Below are 18,307 nucleotides of genomic sequence, written 5' to 3' on the forward strand. Positions count from 1 at the left end.
CTCGGGCCTGTGGACGGCAGCGTGATAGAAACGTAATTTCACGCAGGTGAGGGAGGGCGGTCGATGCGTATTCAGCTTATCGGGGCGCCGGCAGTCGTCGCGAACGGCAAGCGGCTGGAGCATCCCTCAAGAAAGGCGATGGCGCTGCTCGCCTATTTGGCCATGCGCGCCGGCGAACACATTTCGCGCAGCCATCTTGCTTCCCTCCTTTGGGCCGACAGCGGCGAAGAACAAGCCCGTGCCAACCTGCGGCAGACCCTTAGCCAGCTCCGCAAGCTCTTCCAGGCCGCCGGGGCAGACCCGATCCTGGTGCCCTTCGACAAGGTCGTGCTCAGCGCCGATGTGGAGGTTGACGCACGTTCGCTTCTCGCCGACCCCGCCGCCATCGCCGCGGCAGATGTCGCGAAGATGCCCGCCTTTCTCGAGGGTCTCGAAGTTCAGGCGCCCGAGTTCGACAGCTGGCTGGCCGCACAACGCGCGACAATCCGCTCCCGGCTCGTCGAGCATCTCCTCAGGCGGGCCGAACAGGCCTCAGCTGGCGGAGACCCTGGGGAAGCAGTGGAAGCCCTAGCAATCGCAGTGGGCTTAGACCCACTGAAGGAAACCGCGCACCGCAAGCTAATCGAGGCTTTAGCGGCGCAGGGCCGATCAGACGAAGCTTTGAAGCAGTACGACGCTTGCCGCACCATCCTGTGGCGCGATCTGCAGATCGAGCCGCATGCCGCAACGCGTGCATTGGCCGCACGCATCCGCAGCGATCGCCGCAGCGCTTCCCCCGGCGGCACGGGTGCCCCTGCCCGGCAATTCCCGCCGGCCGGCCCGGCTCTCGTCGTATCCTCAACGGCAGGCGGCGAGAGACAGCACCGCGCCTTCGGAAATGCGACCGAAGCCCTTGTGTACGCGCTGGAACGGCAACGCGAAGCCGGAACGGGAGCGTCCCTGAAGATGGCGGTGCTGTCGGCCAGTGACGGTTCGGCCTCCTCGGACGCCGAGGCGGAAATGATCTTCGATAGGACGCCGCGGGGCGAAATCACCGTATCTTCGGCAGTCCTCGAACATTTCCAGCAACGCTCACCCTTCCGGTTCGACGATTGCAGGCTGCTTTCGGATGGAAGGCTTGCCTACCGGCTTGTCTCCGAGATCGATCACCACCGGCTTCTCGTCCTGCCGACGGTGATCGAGCCTCCGATGGCTTCCCGGGTGCCTGAATTCTCCGTGGCGGTTCTGCCCCTGGTGAACCGCGCGCCGAGAGATGACCCCTACAGGCTTGGCGAGACGATCGCGGAAGAGATCATCCACCGCCTGTCGCGGTTCCGGGGGCTCACCGTCGCCGCTCCCTCGGCAGGCCAGTCGTTCCGCACCCTTTCCTATCCTCACGACCGGGGGCGCGCGCTTCTCGGCGTCAATTACCTTGTGGACGGCCACGTCGTGCAAGATAGTGAGCGGCTTGTCATCCACCTCAACCTCATCGACCTTCGCGTCAATCACCTGGTCTTCAGCCACAGGTTCGACGGCGTATTCCCGGGGGCCGTTTTCGATCAGGGCGAACTTGCGGACCAGCTTGCGACGGCGATCTTCCACAAGACTCAAACTGCGGAGATGAAGCGCGCCGAGCAAGTTCCCTCACAGAGCGGCAGTGCACTCGAATGGTATCTTCGGGGGCTTGCGGCACACCGCCGGTCGGGCATCCTCCCGGAGAATGCCAAGGATGCCTTTGACTGCTTCTCGCAGGCGATCGCCATCGATCCCCGCTTTGCCCGGGCGATGGCGTGGCGGCTTTGCGCGGTGAGCTGGTATAACCCTGCTTACCTCATCGACCCAGGTATGCGGCAGATTCAGGAGGCCCTGTCCATCGATGAGGAGGATGCGGAAATACACCGCATTGCCGGGGCCCTCCACATGTACCGGGGCGACAGCGCCCAGGCCCTGCGGCACATGGAACGGGCGATCTACATCAATCCGAGCGATGCCTATCTCCTGGCGACCTCAGCGGTCTACTGGGCCTTCAGCGGCGAACCGCAGCGCGGGCTCGCGCTCATCGACCGTGCCATGAGCCTCGATCCCTTCCTGCCCGCATGGTGCCTGGAGGATCACGGCGTCGTCCTCTACACGATGCAGGATTATGACGAGGCGGTCCGGTCACTGACCCATCTTGCCTCACCCCGCCCCCGGGCGCTGGCCTATCTCGCCGCCAGCCAGGTGGGTGCAGGGCTGGGCGAGGCTGCAAAGCATACGATTCGAAAGGCCCTTGCCATCGCCCCCGGCCTTTCCGCGGAGCAGTTACTCGCAACGGAGTATTATTGTTATCCGCAGGGCAAGGAGAGGCTGCGTACAATGCTCAATGCAGCAGGTCTTAAATAGAGGTCGGAGACGAAGACTATGAAAAGCAGTCGCCTTCATCACGTTACCGTCATGTCCACTAATCTTGACCACTCAATCGCCTTCTACATACAGGCATTGGGTTTGAAGCAACTCTCCCGGCCACCGTTCCCAAACAGAGGGGCCTGGCTCGGAGGGGAGGATTACATGGTTCACCTTAACTTGAACCCCAGCGGTACATTCAGATCCCGCAAGGCTATCGATGGGAACGACATCCACTTCGCTCTGCGGGTGGAGAATTTCGAGGAAGCGGTCGCCCATCTGCAAAATGCAGGGATCTACGAGACAGACGAGGAAACCGATCCTCGTCGAATGATTGTGAAACGCTCAGGACCCGCAGGATTTCCGCAAGTCTATGTAATGGACCCCGATGGCAATGTAATCGAGGTCAACGCGCTCTAGGGTCTCACGAATCGAATATCACACGAAGGCAAGGAGTGCCGTTGTGGGCGCAAGCATAGCGCAAGGTGTGTCACTACGCTTGCTCGCTTGGATCCGCACTGCGGAATTTGCCGCAACCGTGCCTCCGCGACTTATCCAGTCCGCCGTGAACAATCCGCTTTTCACGCGATCTGAGGTCAGTGTGGGCTGGATGATCGCGGTATGAACAGGCTGGCAAGCAGGCATAGAAGAAGCCTCAGCCAGTTGAGGAGGAGGCGGAAGTTGTAGCCGGCGGCGGCGAGGACGGTGTTGATGGCGTCGCCCTGTGGTCCGGCGAGATAGTTGCGGTTCATGCGGTGGTCGTTCTTGATGTGGCCGATGACGGGCTCGACGGCGGCGCGGCGGCGCATCTCGCGCTTGATGGCGGGCGTCATGCGGCGCTTCTGGCCTGAGGTGTAGACCTTGAACCTGTGGAAGAGCGGCGCATTGTGGCCGCGGTAGCCGGCATCGGCGAGGATGCGGGTGATACCGTTTCCGATGGTCCGCTCCATGTCCGGGATGACGGTTGCCAGGGTGTGGCCGTCATAAGGGTTCCCGGGCAGCGCCATGGCATGGAGGGCGAACTGTCCGCCCTTGGAGCGCTGCAGGGTGGTGGCGACGGAGACCTTCACGCCGAACTCGTAGGGCGCATGCGCCTTTCCCTTGCCGATGCATTCGACCTCTGGCGCATGCAGGCTGTAGACCTTCTTTCCTCTCTGGTTCTGCCGCTGCTCAAGCACCCTGCTGGCGAGGTGCAGGTCCTTGCGGAAGATATCTTGCAGATCGTCCTCGCCCGCGATCTGGCGGGTGATGTCGCGTATGGTGCGGCCCAGATAGGTCCTCAAGGTCCGCAAGGCCTTGTGGGCGCGCTTGAACTGCTTGGCATGGGCATAGCGCTGGTGCCGGATCAGGGCGAACTTGCCAACCCGCGTATAGGACTGGCGGAGATCGAGCCCCGTCTTCTTTGCCAGCGCCACCAGCCGCTCGCGGGCGCGGTTCAGGAGCTTGGCGTCGGTCGGAAACATGATGTTCTTGGGCTGCACCGTGGTATCGACGATCACCCGCCTGGTGTCTTCCGGGCGCATCGCCCCGGTCTTCACCGCCACGGACAGGCTCTCATGCAGCAGGGACATCATGCGCTCCTCGCCCATCCTCTGCCGCCAGCGCGTCATTGAGGAGCGATCGAAGGGCAGATCATGCCGGAAGAAGGTCTCGCCGCAGAAGAACTGGAAATAGGGGTTTTCCACCCAGCGGGCGCAGAGCTCCTCGTCCGAGAGATTGAAAGTGTGCTTCAGGATCGCCAGCCCTGCCATCAGCCGCGTGGGCAAGGGCGGCATGCCCGGCCCGTCGCTGTAGACCTCGCCGCAGCGGGCCTCGATGGCCTCCCACGATACGGTCTTTGCCAGATGAACCAGCTCATGGTTCATGTTGATGATCTGGTCCAGACGGGACCGGAACAGATCCATCTCTCCCGTCTCGCGTCGCTCACGTGGCCTCATACCCGAATCCTCTGCCGCTCGCCCGACAGAGTGAATCACGCCTCATGGCCGCAGTGAATCGCGAAATGAGTTTGCAAGGAAACCAGTGCCACCAGCCCGCTTTCCAGCAAAAGCGAAAACTTCGAGCGTCAAGATCAGACTCTGAAATCAACGGCTTGGGAATTGTTCACGGGGGACTATCCAGTCTCAATTGCACCATGGTCGGGGCAAGGGAGGACAGCTGGTTTCACCGCAGTAGAACGCCACAGCACGTCCCTCACCAACGAGCGTCTTCGCGACATCGGTTCCGTTGACCGTCAACACTCCACAGCTCCGGCCGTAATTGCACCTGTCCGTCCCTTCGGTTCCTGGTGGGCAGGCACACGGCATCTTGGTCAAGGCAGGCGTGCCGGTCGAAAGCAGTTCTCCCAGGCGTTCCTTTGCACGCATCCCCAATGCGTACTCCCGAGAACATCGGGGCTCAAAGGTTTCCGGCGTGTTTAGGCCGATAAGGCGGAATCGTTCGCCCGCCACGTCGACGGTATCACCGTCAATCACCCGGATACTCCCCGCTACAGGCGTACCTGAGCCGTCAGGCGCGATGTGGAAGCTAACGCCATTGGGAAGGAGAGGCGATAACTGCTCTGTCACCCAGAAGAGAGATACGGCGATCGCGACCAGACCTACCGACACTGCGGCCTTTCTGGTTCGGAACATTAGCCAGCCGAATAGGCCGGACCTGTACCTGCGATGATAGGAATGCCTACCCTGGCCCCTCCGCTGCGATGGCATCCCTAATTCACCGCTCAGCAGCGCATAAAGCCTTACAGACTGCTTTTCGGTCATTCGGGTACGGGTGCCGTAGCGGTGAAGTTTGCTGCGCATGTCGGACAGGAATTGAGTTTCCCACTGTCCGGCATGGTGCACACCTCGTACCAGGCGGGACGTAGTAGGTTTGAGGGGTTTCGGTGATCGAGAGGTAGAGGCAAACTTACTCTATCCAAAGCAGAAGTATCAGGGTTCGATTCCCGAACGGTGCGCCAATCTGCTATGTCATTGAAGAAGCTCACGCAATCCGTCGCCGTAAGCTATAGAACTGATAACTGTCCCCTAGAACGCCTTCATTCGCACTTTGCCGCAACACCTGCTTGCCTAAATCCGTCTAACCAATTCTCGGCATCCTCTGGAAGCGCACACATCATTGCGCTATTCTTGGCCAGTCGCGCAGCATCGAAACCCTCCTTTCTTGCTGTAGCCTCCCGAAGACACGCGTGCGCCTCGTCAATTCTCCCGAGTTTCGCCATTGCGGCGCTTCGGTAGGCCCAAATATAGGCGGGCGCTTCGACCAAATCAGTTACAGCATCCAGGGCAGCAATGTAGTCTCGTGACAGGTAATGGGCATCAAAGAGTGCGGATTTGTACCCTGGAGGCCAACGCTTCTCATTGGCGCCCGCATCAAAGATCAGTCGGATACCTTCCTGATGCTTGCCGTTGTATACTAAAATTGCACCTAATACGAGTTTAGCCTCGATGTCCCTCGGAACCTGCTGAACAGCCAATTCAGCGAGTGAAAGAGACTTCTTCCATTCCCCTACTAGCGCGTATGCCATGGCTGCCCGATGTTGCACAAAAGGATCGCCCTTATCCAGGGCGATGCTTCGGAGAACGCGCTCTAGCACTTTGGCGCGAATGTCTTCGTCGCTGAGACGGCTCTCTTGACTAATCAAACTATAGGCCTGCAAGAAGGCCAGGTACGCGTATGCTCGAGCGTAATTCGAGTCCAATTCAGTTGCTCTTTGCAGCAGTTCACGCGCACCTGGTTCGTCCCCCAATCTCCACAACGACCGACCTTGTAGAAAGAGACTGTAGGCACTGCTGCTTGCAGTGGGATGACTGCCGCGCTGCCGGGCCGCCGCGTCGTCCAGATTGTATGTCAGGCCGGCGAGGATGGATGCGACAATGTCATCTTGAAGCACGAAAATGTCTTCTACACTTCTATCATAGCGTTCGGCCCAGACATGCTTTCCATTCACGCAGTCACTCAATTGGGCAGCAATGCGAATACGGCTTCCGGCCTTCCGGACACTACCTTCAAGGATGAAGTCTGCTCCGAGTTCCCGTCCTGCAAGTTGCACGTTGACCGTTCGATTTTTGTAAGCAAAAGAGGAAATGCGAGAGACCACGGCTAAGTGCCGGTAACGCGACAGTTCGATCAGGAGGTCTTCCGCAATTCCATCCGCAAAATAGTCCTGCTCGGCATCACCCGACATATTTACGAATGGAAGAACTGCAATCGAACACTTGGCAGGCTCCAGCTGACTTGGCTCCTCCCGCTTTGGCTCGAGGTCTGCCAGCGCCGCTAGGTAAACGGCATCCGTGTGGATAGAGTGGGAGTTCTTCTCGTTCATGAGATCATCCCTTCGCGTCTCCTTGCGTTTGGCTAGGAACCTTGTCTGTGGAAGGAGGATGATCAGGGAGGCCCGCTCTTCGAAGCATCGCAAGAAAATAGTCCTGGTGTTCGCTTCTGGCAAAACCGGAAAAATAAGACGGGACTAGGTTAGACATCGAGAGTTCGGGTGCTAAGGAAAGGCAATGAACAACTGCTCGCTTTGCCTCCTCCATCCGATCGCAGGCAGCGGCTGCGGCCGCCCACGCTATTGAAGCGCGGAGAAAAGTAGGATGTCGTTGTACTATTTCGTGCAATTGACTGCGGGCGACCTCAAGGTCATTCAATATGAACCTTGACAGCGCTATGGTGTATCGCCGCCAGAAAAACGAGGGGTCGAGAGGGTTGAGGCGTAATGCCTTCTCGGCGTACTCAATTGCTTCCTCGGCTCGTCCCATGAGGACATAGTTGTCCCCGATGTCACCATAGCCATTCGCAAAGTTTGGGTTTATGTCTAAAGCAATCTTGCATTGTATAACTGCCTCTTCGTAACGGGTCAGGTTCGAGTAGGCCCAGCTTAAGGCAAATCTTGCCTGTTCGTCGCGAGGGGAAGCCTCAACCGCCTTGATCGCCAACCGTAAGTTCTCCTCATGTCTCTCTGGTGTCGGAGAAAGGAGCCCCATCGTAGTCGCAGATACTGAGGCGAGAGCCAATGCACGAAGTGCTCGCGGCTCATCTGGTGCCATTGCAATGGCCTGCTCTGCAAGGGCCAACCCCTCCGCATTTGATTCCCTGGTTTGCTCATGAACCTTCAGAATCGCTCTTCCTGCAATTTCGTGGGCCCCGGGGTTCGTTACTGCAGATACCCCCTTGGCATCATAATCGGTGAGAAGCAGTTCTGTGTGAGTTGATTTCGCAACTGCAAGGGTTACCCGGTCCTGAATATCAAATACTTCTTCAATACCGCCGTCATACTTCTCGGCCCAGATGTGACTTCCGCTGAGGCCATCAATAAGCTGAGCAGTAACTCGAATACGTGTACCGAGTTTGCGAACACTACCTTCGAGAACGAACCGGACCCCAAGTTCAGCAGCAATAGTCTTGATGTCTTTGGATTGTCCTTTGAAGGCAAAACTTGATGTTCTTGCGATGACAAACAGCTCGCTGTGCCGGGAAAGCGCCGTAATGATGTCTTCACTGATACCATCGGCAAGCGACTCACCTTCGTCATCCCTGTTCATATTTACGAACGGCAATACGGCGATTGAGTGCTTACCGATTGCTAAGGCGTTTTTGCTGGAAGGTTGAGGACTCGAAGTCAGGCCTGCCAGTGCAGTCAGATACGTGGCATCTGTCGGAAGCGCGTTCGGGGTGTCAGTGGGTTTGCTCACGTTAGCTGTCGCTCAGACGGCGATCCCTGCCTTGCGAAAACCTTCTAGCCAGTGTTCTTGATCGACTGCGCGAGAGCACATCGAAACCTGCGCTCGAATTAGTTTTATTGGATCCTGCTCCGGAAGACGTTTTTTGTAGAACTTCGAAATTGCGGCCTCGGCTTCTTCAAGCCGACCGAGTTGAGCCAATGAAGGGGCCAGATAGAAATCCAAGAAGGCTGGAGTATTCTGATAGACACTGTGTATCTGCAGTACCTTCTCGTACTGGCGGAGCATGTAGTAAGTATCGCAGATACAGTCGAGGCGCTGGTCATCTGGAGCGTACGGCTCGATATTTTGGGATCTCTCGTACCAGGTAAGTGCCTCTTCCATGCGGCCGCTGTAACTCAAAACTTCGCCCATTATCTGTAGGACTTGAAAGTCATAGGGGTTAAGTTGAAAGGCGCGCTCCGCATGGAGTAGGGCCAACCGCCGCTCACCGGTTAGATGATATACGTGAGCAGCACGCTGGTGGATACAGTAATCCTTGTCATCTCTCGCTACGGCTTGGGCAATATGGTCGCGGGCCAGTGTGAAGTTGTTCTCTGGTTCTTCTCCCAACGCATAGACACTGTATGCGTGTATGATGGCAAGCCCGGCGTGCGCCGCGGCAAAGGAAGAATCGGATCTAATTGCTTTTTCGTACCACGTCTGCGCTACTTTAAGACCTTCAGACCAACGCATCATGGCCCATCTGCCACGGAGTTCGCACTCGTAGGCGGTGAGATTTTCGGGTGGTTTTCGACGGGCCTGATCCAGCGCTTGCCTACTTACTTCGCCAGGTATGGCAGCAACAATCGCCCTAACGACCTCGTCTTGAACGGAAAAGATGTCGTTCAGGTCCCTGTCGAACTTTTCGGCCCAAAGGTGACTTCCCCCACGAGTTTCGACCAGTTGCGCACTGATGCGTACTCGGTTGCTTGCCTTTCGGACACTCCCATCAACAATGTATTGCACTCCGAGTTCATTGCCGATTGTTTGGATCTTTTCCCGTCGTCCTTTGAAGTGAAATGAGGAATTGCGGGAAATAACGAACAGATTACGGAAGCGGGAGAGATCTGTGATCACGTCTTCTGTAAGTCCGTCCACGAAATATTCCTGCTCGAGATCGCCCGACAAGTTGGCGAACGGCAACACCGCGACACTGTTCTTCGTGGGATCTATCCAGCCCCTTCGGAAACCCGGCTCTGATAGGCCTGCCATTGCACTGAGCAGGAGGGGATCATGGACAATGCCAGGCAAGTTGGAGACATCGACGGTCATCGCTCACGGCCCGTAATCTGAATTCTGACTAATACTGCTGCTGCACCTTGGCATTGTAAAGCCCCCGATAGCTGTTCAGGAACCGTCTTGCGAATTGCGGGATCTCTGGGCAGTCTGGTTTTAGGAGGGCCAATCATGGACGAGACAGTTGTAGGGCTCCTCGGATCGCTAATGACCGTTGTTGCCGCCTTCATCGGCTTTTGGGGCGTAATCTATTCCCAGCGGAAACTGATGAAGATGGCGGAAGACGAACGTGTCCATCAGGAGCGGTTAGTTAAGGATCAGATCGCCGATGATCGCCGAAGAGAGTTTCTGTCATTCATCAATGCGATACTCGGCGAGTTATCGGCATTGAAGGTGGCGATCGAGAGTTCGGGCAAGGTCCTTCAAGCTCAGATAGCAGTTGCTGAAGAATTGACCAGAAACGCTAGTGGACGAAGAACGCAACCAAGGGTAGTTTTCAAGTTCGCTACGCCCGTTTTCGATAGTCACGTGGATCGTATTGGGCTCCTCAGCCCGACATGTCATTCCGGCTCTCTAATTTGTACGGCCATATTCTCGCATTTGGCACACAATCTCAGGAACAGGTGCCAGAAATGGACCCACCACTTGCTGTTCGGGTGATGCGGTCTGTTGAGGCGAACTTAACGTCGCTCTCGACAGAGATTCTTGAACTGAAGTCTGCGCTCGAACTTGCAGTGACCTCTCCGAAGCCGTAAACCGCCGCCGGAGTGGACCTTGTTCAATTGGTAACGACGCGCTCGGGCCAAGCCGGCCCGCGCAACCTTAGCCACCGGCCGCGCCTAGAAAATTCAATAACTAGGACAACGGTCCAGTTGTCGGATTTATCCCGCACGGCGCGCCAACTTTCCAAGCTATTGAAATTAAAAGGCACAGCCTTCCACCCTGCGGAATGAAGCTGATAACATCGTGTCGTGGTCCACTGGTACGCCACCAGTCAGCGCGGCCCGGGCCTTCAGGACCTCATGCCCCCACGGATCGGCCAAGGTGACCTCGGTCAGTTCAGCCCGACAGCGAGCGATTTAGTCGGCCTGGGTCGCAATCACTGCGGAACACAGGCGGGGTTTTCCAGCGGCGCTGCACCTTCAAAGCTCAGGATCTTTGTACCTTGCACCATGATGCGCCAGCCGTTGTCGGCTGCCTGCCAGGCGCCGACGCCGTAGATTGGGCTTTCGGCGTAGCAGGTATCTTGCGACAGGACAAACGGGCCGTCACCAAAACTCAGGCCAATCGGCCGGCTTCCGACACGCCAGTAGAGCTTACTTTTCGTGGATCCCATTCCTGATCTGATCTACTTTCAATTTATTAGCATCATTGCGGGTAACGGCGCGAAACTCGCAGCGGGTGAGATCGCGCACCAGCGCCTCGTTGATCGACGGGCCCTCCAAGGTGAACTCCTCGATCTCGCGGGAAGCAAATATCCTCTTTGAGAGGTTCGGAACCGCTTCCGAACGGTCACATGTCTGCCTCACCTAATGGTTCCGCCAGACCTTTGCGGCATACGCTAGGAGCGTGACTGGAGGTGCGGGCAGTGGTGCGGCCAAGCATTGCCCGAACGTGGCGCGACCAGAGCTCTGTCGCCGCCTTCCTCTCGCTGATGAACTCGTGCCGCTGGTAGACTGCGGCAATGCCGCTGATCGTCCCGCTCTGATGGTTGAGGATCTTGTCCGCGACGTGGGGCGCCACACCCAGTCCCGCCATGCCGGTGGCGACCGTCCGCCGGAGATCGTGCAGCACCCAGCCCGTCACCCCTGAGGCCTCGTCCAGGAGTCTTTTCATTCTGCTGAAGTCCTGGAAAGCCGTGCCTGTGATTGACCCAAAGACAAACTCCTGGCCCTGCATTCGCTGGGGCAGAAGCGCCCGCATCTGCGGCGTGAGGTGGACCACATGGGACCGCCTGTTCTTGGCGCGGCGCGCCGGAATAGTCCAGATGCCCTTTTCCAGATCAAGCTCTTCCCAGCGCAACTCCGCGACCTCGCTCCGCCAGCATGGCGACGATCGAGCCGAATGGGTGCGGCAGCGTCCTTGCCGTCCGCAGAACGGTGACCAACTCATCGTCTGACAGCACTCTGTCCCGCGGGCGGGTGGCCGGTGGGGGCATCAGACCGACGCAGGGGCTGGCCTCGATCAAACCCCGGCCCACGCACCAGTTGAAGAAGGCTCTAATGACCTTGAGGGCCCGTCCTGCCATGGCCGGGGCGCCGCGCAGCATCATGGCATCGACACAGGCCCGAACTTCGGCCCGGGTAATCTCGGTGATCTGCCGCTCGCCCCACTGCGCATCAATGCATATGCGGCGGTCTCCGCAGAGAATTACTCCCGGCTTTCGAGTGGGGCACCGGCGCCGCGCCCCGGCAAAGGAGATTGGTGCGGCCGCGGCGAAGGTCCTGCACGAGCTCGAGAGAGACATGCGGGAGCACTCGCGTGTGGGTGGTCAGAAGCTGGAGCTGCAGCGTGAACTGGTGCGTGACCTCGCGAGGACATTCCAGAACTATGGTGGCCGGACCGTCCGGGTGACCCGCTTCGGCATTGAGCGGTATCCACACTACGTCGAAACTATACCGTTCCACGAATTCCTGGAGATCGTTCTGCCTCTAGCGCGGCCGTTTGCCGAGAGAGCTGGCTTCCGCATGAAGAGCACCCGCAGCCTGTTCATCATTTGGCGAAAAGGCGGATCGAGGATTGGACCTCGAGCCTGACCTCGAAAGGTAGTCGCTGAGGTCCCTCAAGCGATAACATGGTGTCGATACGTCCATTGAGGCCCCCGCCCAAAATTCGAGGGGTTGCGGGAATGTAATCCCGGTCCCTGCCAAGCGCGGTCGTTTTACCTTCACCCCCTGAATACCCCCATTCGCTCGCCTAGGAGAATCACTCCTGTGCCGTGCTTTCCGTTGCAGTGCAACGCGCAGTGATGGCGAGAGTCTCATGTCGTTCAGGGTCAAACCCCCTGTCATCGGCCCCATGTTCGAGGGGCAGTCCACCCGCCTCGGCGACCGTCTGAACTCCCCCGCTGCTTCGGCTCCCGAGCCGGTGCAGAGCAGCGGCAGCGCGGGCCACCGCTCGGCCCAGGGCCTCACGGGATCCAGGCGTCTGCATCGCAAGCAGGCGGCCGCATATATGGGCGTCTCACTCAGTTGGCTCGACAAATCCCGCCTACGCGGTGACGGGCCGGTCTATCTGCAGATCGGCGGGAGGATCGCCTATGACACGACCGACCTTGACGACTACCTCAAGCGCTGCCGCCGCCGGTCGACGGCCAGGCCGCCGTGAAGCCACCCCGACGCCGCTCCACCTTACATTGCTCGAGCAAATCTCCGCAGAGTCCGACGCTCATGTCCAAGACCAGCAAGCCTCCGGCAATTCCTCGATACCACTCGATTCCCAGCGTCGCTGAACGCCTCGATCTCAGCCCGTCTCTCGTTCGGAACGCTATCCCAAGAGCAGTGCACGAGTTGGATCCGCCGTTAGCATTACGGGTGATGCGATCAGTAGAAGAAAATCAGAAGGCATAGTTGAAGTAGCGGAACTAAAACTGAGCCTGGGTGCAATGTCAGCCACAACCCGCGAGGCTCAGAATGCTGAGTGAGGTAGTGAACGGACAATCCCCTTGCCAAGGCCAAAAATGATAAGAACGGATGTTTGTCTCGGATCTCGCGAGTCTCTGAGGCGCGACGGCGCTCCGCTAGCGTTGATACATCTCGTCGATCCCCATTTATACGTTTCCGCCAGCCTTCCGTAACCCCTCCAATAAACGGGTCATGTCCTCAGATCTCACGAGAGGCTCCATTCGCGCAACTTCTGCCAAAGATGCACCGGCAGTTAAGGAATGAACAATTTCCAAATACTTAGCCGCTTCATGAATTTGTCCAAGGTGACCGTAAGCGGAGGCGAGGTAGACTGCACACCATGTCGTGTGATCCCGAAGCAACAAAACTGCTTCATCGTATCTCTCTTGAACAAATACAGCAACTCCTCTCATTTCATCATACCAGGCTGGTGGGAAGGGATTTAACTGTAGGGCACTGTCAAACCACTTTAAACTTTCCTGCGCTCGACCAGTGCACGCAAGAAAATAACCCATATGTGTGAGTACATGTGGGTCGTTCGGGTTGAGTTTCAGTGCCAAGTTATGATGAAACTCTGATTTTTCTACTCGCTTTTGACAGAGATAGCTAAACCCCGCAGAGATATGACATAGCGCATTTCCTTCGTCGCACAGCACTGCTTTCTCAGCAAAGTGTACAGCATTCGCAAGTTTTTCTGCAGTTAAAGGTATCTCCGACATGTAGGTCATCGCCAACCAAGCATAGGCCTCCCCGTACTGAGGGTCTACCTGTAACGCAACGCCAAGTAGTTCTCTTGCTCTGGTATTATCTTCAGGAGTGAGCCGCTGATGGTGCTGCATACCTTTCAAGAGGTAATCGTATGCGGCAAAACTATCCGGATGTTTGCGCGCCGCGCGTTCCGCAACATCATGGCTAACACGCCCCGACAGCGTACTCGCAACTACCCTTGCAATTTCATCTTGAACAGCAAAGATATCGTCAATTGCACGATCATATCGTTCTGCCCATGTGTGAGTGCCAGTGGCAACCTCAATCAGCTGCGCACTTATGCGGATCCTATCCCTAAACCTGCGTACGCTTCCCTCAACAACATAATTGACTCCGAGTTTCTTGCCTATGTCTACTACTTCTAATTGTTGCCCTCTGAACGAGAAGGAAGAATGCCGTGCCATTACAAACAAAGATCTGAACCGCTGAAGTTCAGTAATGATGTCTTCTGTTATTCCGTCACTAAAATAGCTCTGCTCCGCATCCCCGCTCATATTTTCAAATGGCAACACCGCTATTGACGGTCTAGTTGAGTGGCGGATCTCCCCAGTAGCGGAGCCTGCGACCTTCAATTCATCGTGAAGACTGCTGTATGCCGACAGTAACAACGGGTCGGGAGTACCAAAAGGGAAGGCAGTCGGGTTCTTCTTTTCCATTGTGTCAGTCCTAGTCGCCCTAGGGTACGCCAGGATCAGGAAAGATCAATAGATAGATCGGTCGTTGGTTCGCGATGGCGTCGCGCGCGCATGAACCACAGGCCCGCTCGGAATGAGGCCTGTGTAAGAGGGTCTACTCCCACTGCGCCCGAGGAGCGGCGGGGGTCTCGATCGGACTGCAACACTACGCACCCCTGAAAGGGCTCCATTCACCTGATGCGATTCTGCCTCGACATGGCCAGGGCACTGCGATGGATGATGTTTTCCGAGGTGCGTGCGACTTAGATCCTAATCGGGGTAGTTGGAGGTAAGAGGGACTGGAAATTGGTAGCGCTAAACTCCGCTCCAATGTTTCTTCGAAGATTTTGTATGCGAGCAACAGCCTCGCCGTGGCGGGTGTCCGACGTCAGGGCTCATGAGACAAACGTGGTGATTTGAGGAAGGGAGGATTTCTGGCTCATCGTAGCTCAGAGGAGAAGCGCAGATGAGACAGAAGTCCGAGACGCGTGCGACGCCCGAACAGATTGTGAAGAATATCCGCCGGGCCACCCGGAAGCACCATTCGGCTGAGGAGAAGATCCGTATCGTGCTGGAGGGGTTGCGGGGCGAATACAGCATCGCCGAGTTGTGCCGGCGGGAAGGCATTGCCGAGAGCCTGTATTACAGCTGGTCGAAGGAGCTCCTAGAGGCCGGGAAGAAGCGCTTGGCCGGGGATACGGCCAGGGCAGCGACCAGCGGCGAGGTCAAGGATCTTCGCCGTGAGGTGCGGGACATGAAGGTCCTGGTAGCTGACCTTACGCTGGAAAACCGCCTACTCAAAAAAGCATGATCGCGGATGGGGGAGACGAGGAATGAGATATCCCGCCTCCGAGAAGCTGCAGATCATCCAACTGGTTGAGCAGTCGCACCTCCCGGTCCGGCGCACGTTGGAGAAGCTCGCCATTCCCCGGCCGACTTTCTACCGCTGGTACGACCGTTATCGTACCGGCGGGCCTGCGGCCCTCGAGGACCGCAGCCCGCGGCCGGGAAAGGTTTGGAACCGCCGCCACAGACCGCTGTGGTCCCTGATAACGCGCCCAGGCGGGGGACCACACCCACATCACGCATAATTCGGCGCACGGGTTGCCGGATTTGAGGCAATTACAAACAGATCGTGTGCGTTACCGTTTACCACCTCTCTTAGCCTCCCCTCATCCCAAGAGCCATGGCAAGGGATGACTTCCTGTTCAGGCGTCGAGGCAGAGGCCTTTATCTGAAGCCTGGAATCTGATAGTTCTCCAGGACGTCGTGCGAAGCGCCAGCAGGCTCGTGATGACCAGAAGCAGCGAAATTGCACTCTTCCTCCTCACCGCCGTCGGGGGATTGGCTTTAGGCGTTGCCTTGGGGATACTGGGTGAAGTCCTTTTTGCAAGGCTCCCCGACATGAGCGTAAATAGCGGAACCATAGCAGCAGCCTTGCCATACCTAGCCGCCGCCGCCGTTCTCGGGATCCTTATGGTTCTGGTAGTTACCAGACACAAACAGCGCAAAGAGTGAGCCTGCTCCAAGGTCGTCAAACTCTGACGGCAAGGTTGCTTCCCTTCGCTATATGACCCTATAACTCCTGCGCGGCCGATGAACGCTGCCTCGCGCATCGCTCGCTGTGGTCCCCGATAACGCCCTCCAGGCGGGGGACCACATTCTGATAGACGGCCGCCTAGAAGTATCGCTACTCGCTGACCCTGCCTGGTTGCCTCCCATGCTTGGGAAAAGGATGATGGCCGCAACGCGTGACTGGAGGAGTTGAGAGTGGAACAAGAGCCGGGATTTTTCCTTCTCTATGTCCTTGTCGGATTGATCGTTGCTGCAATAATCGTTCTAACAGCCCTCTGGGATTGGCGGAAAAGGAAGTGACCGCGCGACTGCTTGATTTGCAGTCATTGCCTATACAAGCGTCCAAACAATCGTTGTAACGTTTTCCCGCTTCTGCCTTGCTGCACGAAGCAAGCGGCTCCGCACTTCCAAACATCCCTAGTGCGGGGCCGCTGTCCTACTGTATGTATGAACGACTGTTCAGCTTCCTAAACTCGAGGTTCTGTAACAGCGGCATTCCACATCTATCGGTTTTCGCGTTCAGGTTCGCAGGAGCAATGCCGCGGTTCTAGAACAAGTTCCGGGTAAGCTCCTGAGCTGCGACAGCTAACAACTGCGTCCACTGATACCGGCACCGAAGCTCCTATCCCATATCGTCTCGCTCATTTGCCTTGGCTACTCTATAATGGCAGCCGAGGAGCGCCTGATGACCACGACTGCCCTCTATGTGCTGGGCTGTGGCGACCTGGAGATTGGAGTTTTCCAGGCGCTAGACCTCAGTGTGTCGCCCAGAGGCTTGCCAATACAGAGTGGTTCATCGGTCCGCTGCGGCAATTCCCCAGGTTTGGCCGGCAGATCTCCGCCTTCAACAACTGCACCGCTCGCCCTGCCCGGCCTGCGGAGGTAGAACACTACCACCGTGAGATCGAGCACGCGGTCGAGAGGGGAAATGCCTCACGGAGTGCACTGCCACTTATCTTCCTCACACCCGTGGAAAGCTGATGGAAGGGTCTGCTGACGTTCCGCCCAGAAGGGTGTAAGGTGGCAGAGCCAGTCCTTCTCGCGCCTGGCAGACGGCCCCGTTGCCTAATCCCCAACATCCTGGCACGGGGCCGTCTCTTGCCCTCTCTAGACCCTTGCGTCAACTTGGCTTTGTGGCACGATATTGAACGTTCACCACCAACAATGGGAGGACGTGCATGATCCGGTCAGTTATAGCCACGGTTGGGGCGGTTCTTGCGTGTCAGGCCGCAACCGCCAATTCGGCGGAAGTCAAAACCGACAGTACGATTACTTACGTTATTGTCTCCAATGCCGAACAGAAGGTGAAGGATACGACCGTCTACCGGCTCCTGGCGAAAGGCATTATCAACGCAGCCGACCCATCCAGCCCGTTCCACCTGATGTCCCAAGATTGCTTCGAAACCGTGGTGATTGGTGCCAAGGGCAATGTCGCGGACGGAGGGGGCTACTGCGACTCTTGGGATCGCGACGGAGACAGCTTTCGCAACTGGTGGAATTTCACTGCCGACGGCAGCAGCAAGTGGGAGGTCATCCACGGAACGGGAAAATTCGAAGGCCTAACGGGCGGTGGGACTTGCAAGCCGCTAGTGAACTTCCCGGATCGCTTTACTCTGGGATGCCAAGGTACAGCGATGATGAAGTAGGGTAGTCAGGCTACGGGCGCAGCGGTCAGTTCCGCCTTAATCCGCTGCACCGTGCCGACGCTCACACTATGCCATTTGGCGATCTTCTGAATGGCCGCGCCGCCCGCTTCCAAGTCGGCGCGGTGAATCCTGTCGTGCGCGCCATTTGACAAAATCCGCTCGCGAATAACCGCCATGTGAAGTAACACCGTAAAGCCACCGGTTGTGCGTGATTTCCTAGTTCGCTAGCCCACTCAAGAGCGCCTCTGTCGCCCGCATTTGCGGAAAGGGCCAAAAGATCGTCTTGGGAGGGATGGTTGTTCTTTCGATTGCAATTGCTTGTTTCACCACCCTAATTTGTGCGTGGCGGCGCCACCGTGGTCGGAACCGTAACAGGCCCAATTCTATTGAGGACCACTTCGCGACAGGAGCGCCTGGAAATCTCTGCGGTTTACTGCACGAGCTTTTTGTCTGTGCCAATGCGAACCAATAAGAGAGACCCCACAGCTGATTGGAGATAGCTGCAAGGCCTCTTCTGTTGGACTGCACAGCGGCAGAGGGCGCCGCAGCCCCGACCTTCGCACCAGATACGCACGGTGCGTGGGTAAATGCCCTGACGTGCCTTCTTCGTCAGAGCCGACTACTCGTGTGCCTGAAACTGAATAAGACGAGTGTTGTTCCGTGGCATTTTTTCGGTGGGTGCCGCAAATTCCTGTGCCTTC

At 57.4% G+C, this 18,307-nt stretch carries 15 protein-coding genes and 1 pseudogene; 7 read left to right on the top strand and 9 right to left on the bottom strand.

The features are described from left to right. Positions 1 to 63: 63 nt before the first annotated feature. Positions 64 to 2,361: a BTAD domain-containing putative transcriptional regulator gene (locus ACK4HL_RS11380; RefSeq protein WP_409760309.1), complete on the top strand. Its 2,298-nt coding sequence runs from the start codon at positions 64 to 66 to the stop codon at positions 2,359 to 2,361. 18 nt (positions 2,362 to 2,379) lie between these two features. Next, positions 2,380 to 2,781, top strand: a complete 402-nt coding sequence (locus ACK4HL_RS11385; RefSeq protein WP_409760312.1) for a VOC family protein — start codon at positions 2,380 to 2,382, stop codon at positions 2,779 to 2,781. A 176-nt stretch (positions 2,782 to 2,957) separates the two neighbouring features. Here ACK4HL_RS11385 and ACK4HL_RS11390 read toward each other — a convergent pair whose 3' ends face one another. The 4 genes from ACK4HL_RS11390 to ACK4HL_RS11405 all read right to left on the bottom strand — a co-directional run bounded on the left by ACK4HL_RS11390 (position 2,958) and on the right by ACK4HL_RS11405 (position 9,356). Beyond that, positions 2,958 to 4,298, bottom strand: coding sequence for an IS5 family transposase (locus ACK4HL_RS11390; protein WP_409760315.1), 1,341 nt, complete (start codon positions 4,296 to 4,298; stop codon positions 2,958 to 2,960). Positions 4,299 to 5,398: 1,100 nt separating this feature from the next. Then, a complete protein-coding gene (locus tag ACK4HL_RS11395) occupies positions 5,399 to 6,685 on the bottom strand; it encodes a tetratricopeptide repeat protein (RefSeq protein ID WP_409760318.1) in 1,287 nt (428 codons plus the stop codon). Between the two features lie 4 nt (positions 6,686 to 6,689). Then, positions 6,690 to 8,054: a tetratricopeptide repeat protein gene (locus tag ACK4HL_RS11400; RefSeq protein WP_409760321.1), complete on the bottom strand. Its 1,365-nt coding sequence runs from the start codon at positions 8,052 to 8,054 to the stop codon at positions 6,690 to 6,692. 12 nt (positions 8,055 to 8,066) lie between these two features. Beyond that, positions 8,067 to 9,356, bottom strand: coding sequence for a tetratricopeptide repeat protein (locus ACK4HL_RS11405; protein ID WP_409760324.1), 1,290 nt, complete (start codon positions 9,354 to 9,356; stop codon positions 8,067 to 8,069). A gap of 135 nt (positions 9,357 to 9,491) precedes the next feature. Between ACK4HL_RS11405 and ACK4HL_RS11410 the strand changes: the two genes are divergently transcribed. Continuing rightward, a complete protein-coding gene (locus ACK4HL_RS11410) occupies positions 9,492 to 9,980 on the top strand; it encodes a hypothetical protein (protein ID WP_409760327.1) in 489 nt (162 codons plus the stop codon). Between the two features lie 439 nt (positions 9,981 to 10,419). On the opposite strand, the gene ACK4HL_RS11415 is transcribed toward ACK4HL_RS11410, so the two are convergent. From ACK4HL_RS11415 to ACK4HL_RS11425, 3 genes are all read right to left on the bottom strand, one after another. Continuing rightward, the gene (locus ACK4HL_RS11415; protein WP_409760330.1) at positions 10,420 to 10,656 is read right to left on the bottom strand and encodes a hypothetical protein; all 237 of its coding nucleotides are present in this window, start codon (positions 10,654 to 10,656) and stop codon (positions 10,420 to 10,422) included. 176 nt (positions 10,657 to 10,832) lie between these two features. After that, positions 10,833 to 11,432, bottom strand: coding sequence for a site-specific integrase (locus ACK4HL_RS11420; RefSeq protein WP_409760334.1), 600 nt, complete (start codon positions 11,430 to 11,432; stop codon positions 10,833 to 10,835). Then, a complete protein-coding gene (locus ACK4HL_RS11425; RefSeq protein ID WP_409760337.1) occupies positions 11,323 to 11,787 on the bottom strand; it encodes a phage integrase central domain-containing protein in 465 nt (154 codons plus the stop codon). Before ACK4HL_RS11425 ends, ACK4HL_RS11420 begins: the two co-directional genes overlap by 110 nt. 515 nt (positions 11,788 to 12,302) lie before the next feature. Here ACK4HL_RS11425 and ACK4HL_RS11430 point away from each other — a divergent pair. Then, positions 12,303 to 12,647: a helix-turn-helix transcriptional regulator gene (locus ACK4HL_RS11430; protein WP_409760340.1), complete on the top strand. Its 345-nt coding sequence runs from the start codon at positions 12,303 to 12,305 to the stop codon at positions 12,645 to 12,647. Positions 12,648 to 13,089: 442 nt separating this feature from the next. Here ACK4HL_RS11430 and ACK4HL_RS11435 read toward each other — a convergent pair whose 3' ends face one another. Next, positions 13,090 to 14,367 carry a tetratricopeptide repeat protein gene (locus ACK4HL_RS11435; RefSeq protein WP_409760343.1) on the bottom strand — a complete coding sequence of 426 codons (1,278 nt, stop codon included), beginning with the start codon at positions 14,365 to 14,367 and terminating at the stop codon, positions 13,090 to 13,092. A 484-nt stretch (positions 14,368 to 14,851) separates the two neighbouring features. On the opposite strand from ACK4HL_RS11435, the pseudogene ACK4HL_RS11440 reads away from it, so the two are divergent. The 3 genes and pseudogenes from ACK4HL_RS11440 to ACK4HL_RS11450 form a co-directional block, all read left to right on the top strand. Next, positions 14,852 to 15,410: pseudogene (locus ACK4HL_RS11440) on the top strand (helix-turn-helix domain-containing protein); the annotation flags it as partial. A gap of 268 nt (positions 15,411 to 15,678) precedes the next feature. Continuing rightward, complete coding sequence (locus tag ACK4HL_RS11445) at positions 15,679 to 15,903, top strand: hypothetical protein (RefSeq protein WP_409760346.1); 225 nt, start codon at positions 15,679 to 15,681, stop codon at positions 15,901 to 15,903. A gap of 1,235 nt (positions 15,904 to 17,138) precedes the next feature. After that, entirely contained in the window at positions 17,139 to 17,606 is a 468-nt protein-coding gene (locus tag ACK4HL_RS11450) for a hypothetical protein (protein ID WP_409760349.1), read from the top strand. Positions 17,607 to 17,611: 5 nt separating this feature from the next. Here the strand turns inward: ACK4HL_RS11450 and ACK4HL_RS11455 are convergent, their stop codons facing one another. Further along, a complete protein-coding gene (locus tag ACK4HL_RS11455; protein ID WP_409760352.1) occupies positions 17,612 to 17,782 on the bottom strand; it encodes a hypothetical protein in 171 nt (56 codons plus the stop codon). Positions 17,783 to 18,307: the final 525 nt, after the last annotated feature.

It is taken from the genome of Aestuariivirga sp. (assembly GCF_046294715.1).
Taxonomy (GTDB): domain Bacteria; phylum Pseudomonadota; class Alphaproteobacteria; order Rhizobiales; family Aestuariivirgaceae; genus Aestuariivirga.

What these genes read in the sequence shown, in the direction of transcription:
- ACK4HL_RS11380 (WP_409760309.1), top strand. Translation starts at nt 64, where the DNA reads ATGCGTATTCAGCTTATCGGGGCGCCGGCAGTCGTCGCGAACGGCAAG.
- ACK4HL_RS11385 (WP_409760312.1), top strand. Translation starts at nt 2,380, where the DNA reads ATGAAAAGCAGTCGCCTTCATCACGTTACCGTCATGTCCACTAATCTT.
- ACK4HL_RS11390 (WP_409760315.1), bottom strand. Translation starts at nt 4,298, where the DNA reads ATGAGGCCACGTGAGCGACGCGAGACGGGAGAGATGGATCTGTTCCGG.
- ACK4HL_RS11395 (WP_409760318.1), bottom strand. Translation starts at nt 6,685, where the DNA reads ATGAACGAGAAGAACTCCCACTCTATCCACACGGATGCCGTTTACCTA.
- ACK4HL_RS11405 (WP_409760324.1), bottom strand. Translation starts at nt 9,356, where the DNA reads ATGACCGTCGATGTCTCCAACTTGCCTGGCATTGTCCATGATCCCCTC.
- ACK4HL_RS11410 (WP_409760327.1), top strand. Translation starts at nt 9,492, where the DNA reads ATGGACGAGACAGTTGTAGGGCTCCTCGGATCGCTAATGACCGTTGTT.
- ACK4HL_RS11415 (WP_409760330.1), bottom strand. Translation starts at nt 10,656, where the DNA reads ATGGGATCCACGAAAAGTAAGCTCTACTGGCGTGTCGGAAGCCGGCCG.
- ACK4HL_RS11420 (WP_409760334.1), bottom strand. Translation starts at nt 11,432, where the DNA reads ATGAGTTGGTCACCGTTCTGCGGACGGCAAGGACGCTGCCGCACCCAT.
- ACK4HL_RS11425 (WP_409760337.1), bottom strand. Translation starts at nt 11,787, where the DNA reads ATGTCTCTCTCGAGCTCGTGCAGGACCTTCGCCGCGGCCGCACCAATC.
- ACK4HL_RS11430 (WP_409760340.1), top strand. Translation starts at nt 12,303, where the DNA reads ATGTCGTTCAGGGTCAAACCCCCTGTCATCGGCCCCATGTTCGAGGGG.
- ACK4HL_RS11435 (WP_409760343.1), bottom strand. Translation starts at nt 14,367, where the DNA reads ATGGAAAAGAAGAACCCGACTGCCTTCCCTTTTGGTACTCCCGACCCG.
- ACK4HL_RS11445 (WP_409760346.1), top strand. Translation starts at nt 15,679, where the DNA reads ATGACCAGAAGCAGCGAAATTGCACTCTTCCTCCTCACCGCCGTCGGG.
- ACK4HL_RS11450 (WP_409760349.1), top strand. Translation starts at nt 17,139, where the DNA reads ATGATCCGGTCAGTTATAGCCACGGTTGGGGCGGTTCTTGCGTGTCAG.
- ACK4HL_RS11455 (WP_409760352.1), bottom strand. Translation starts at nt 17,782, where the DNA reads ATGGCGGTTATTCGCGAGCGGATTTTGTCAAATGGCGCGCACGACAGG.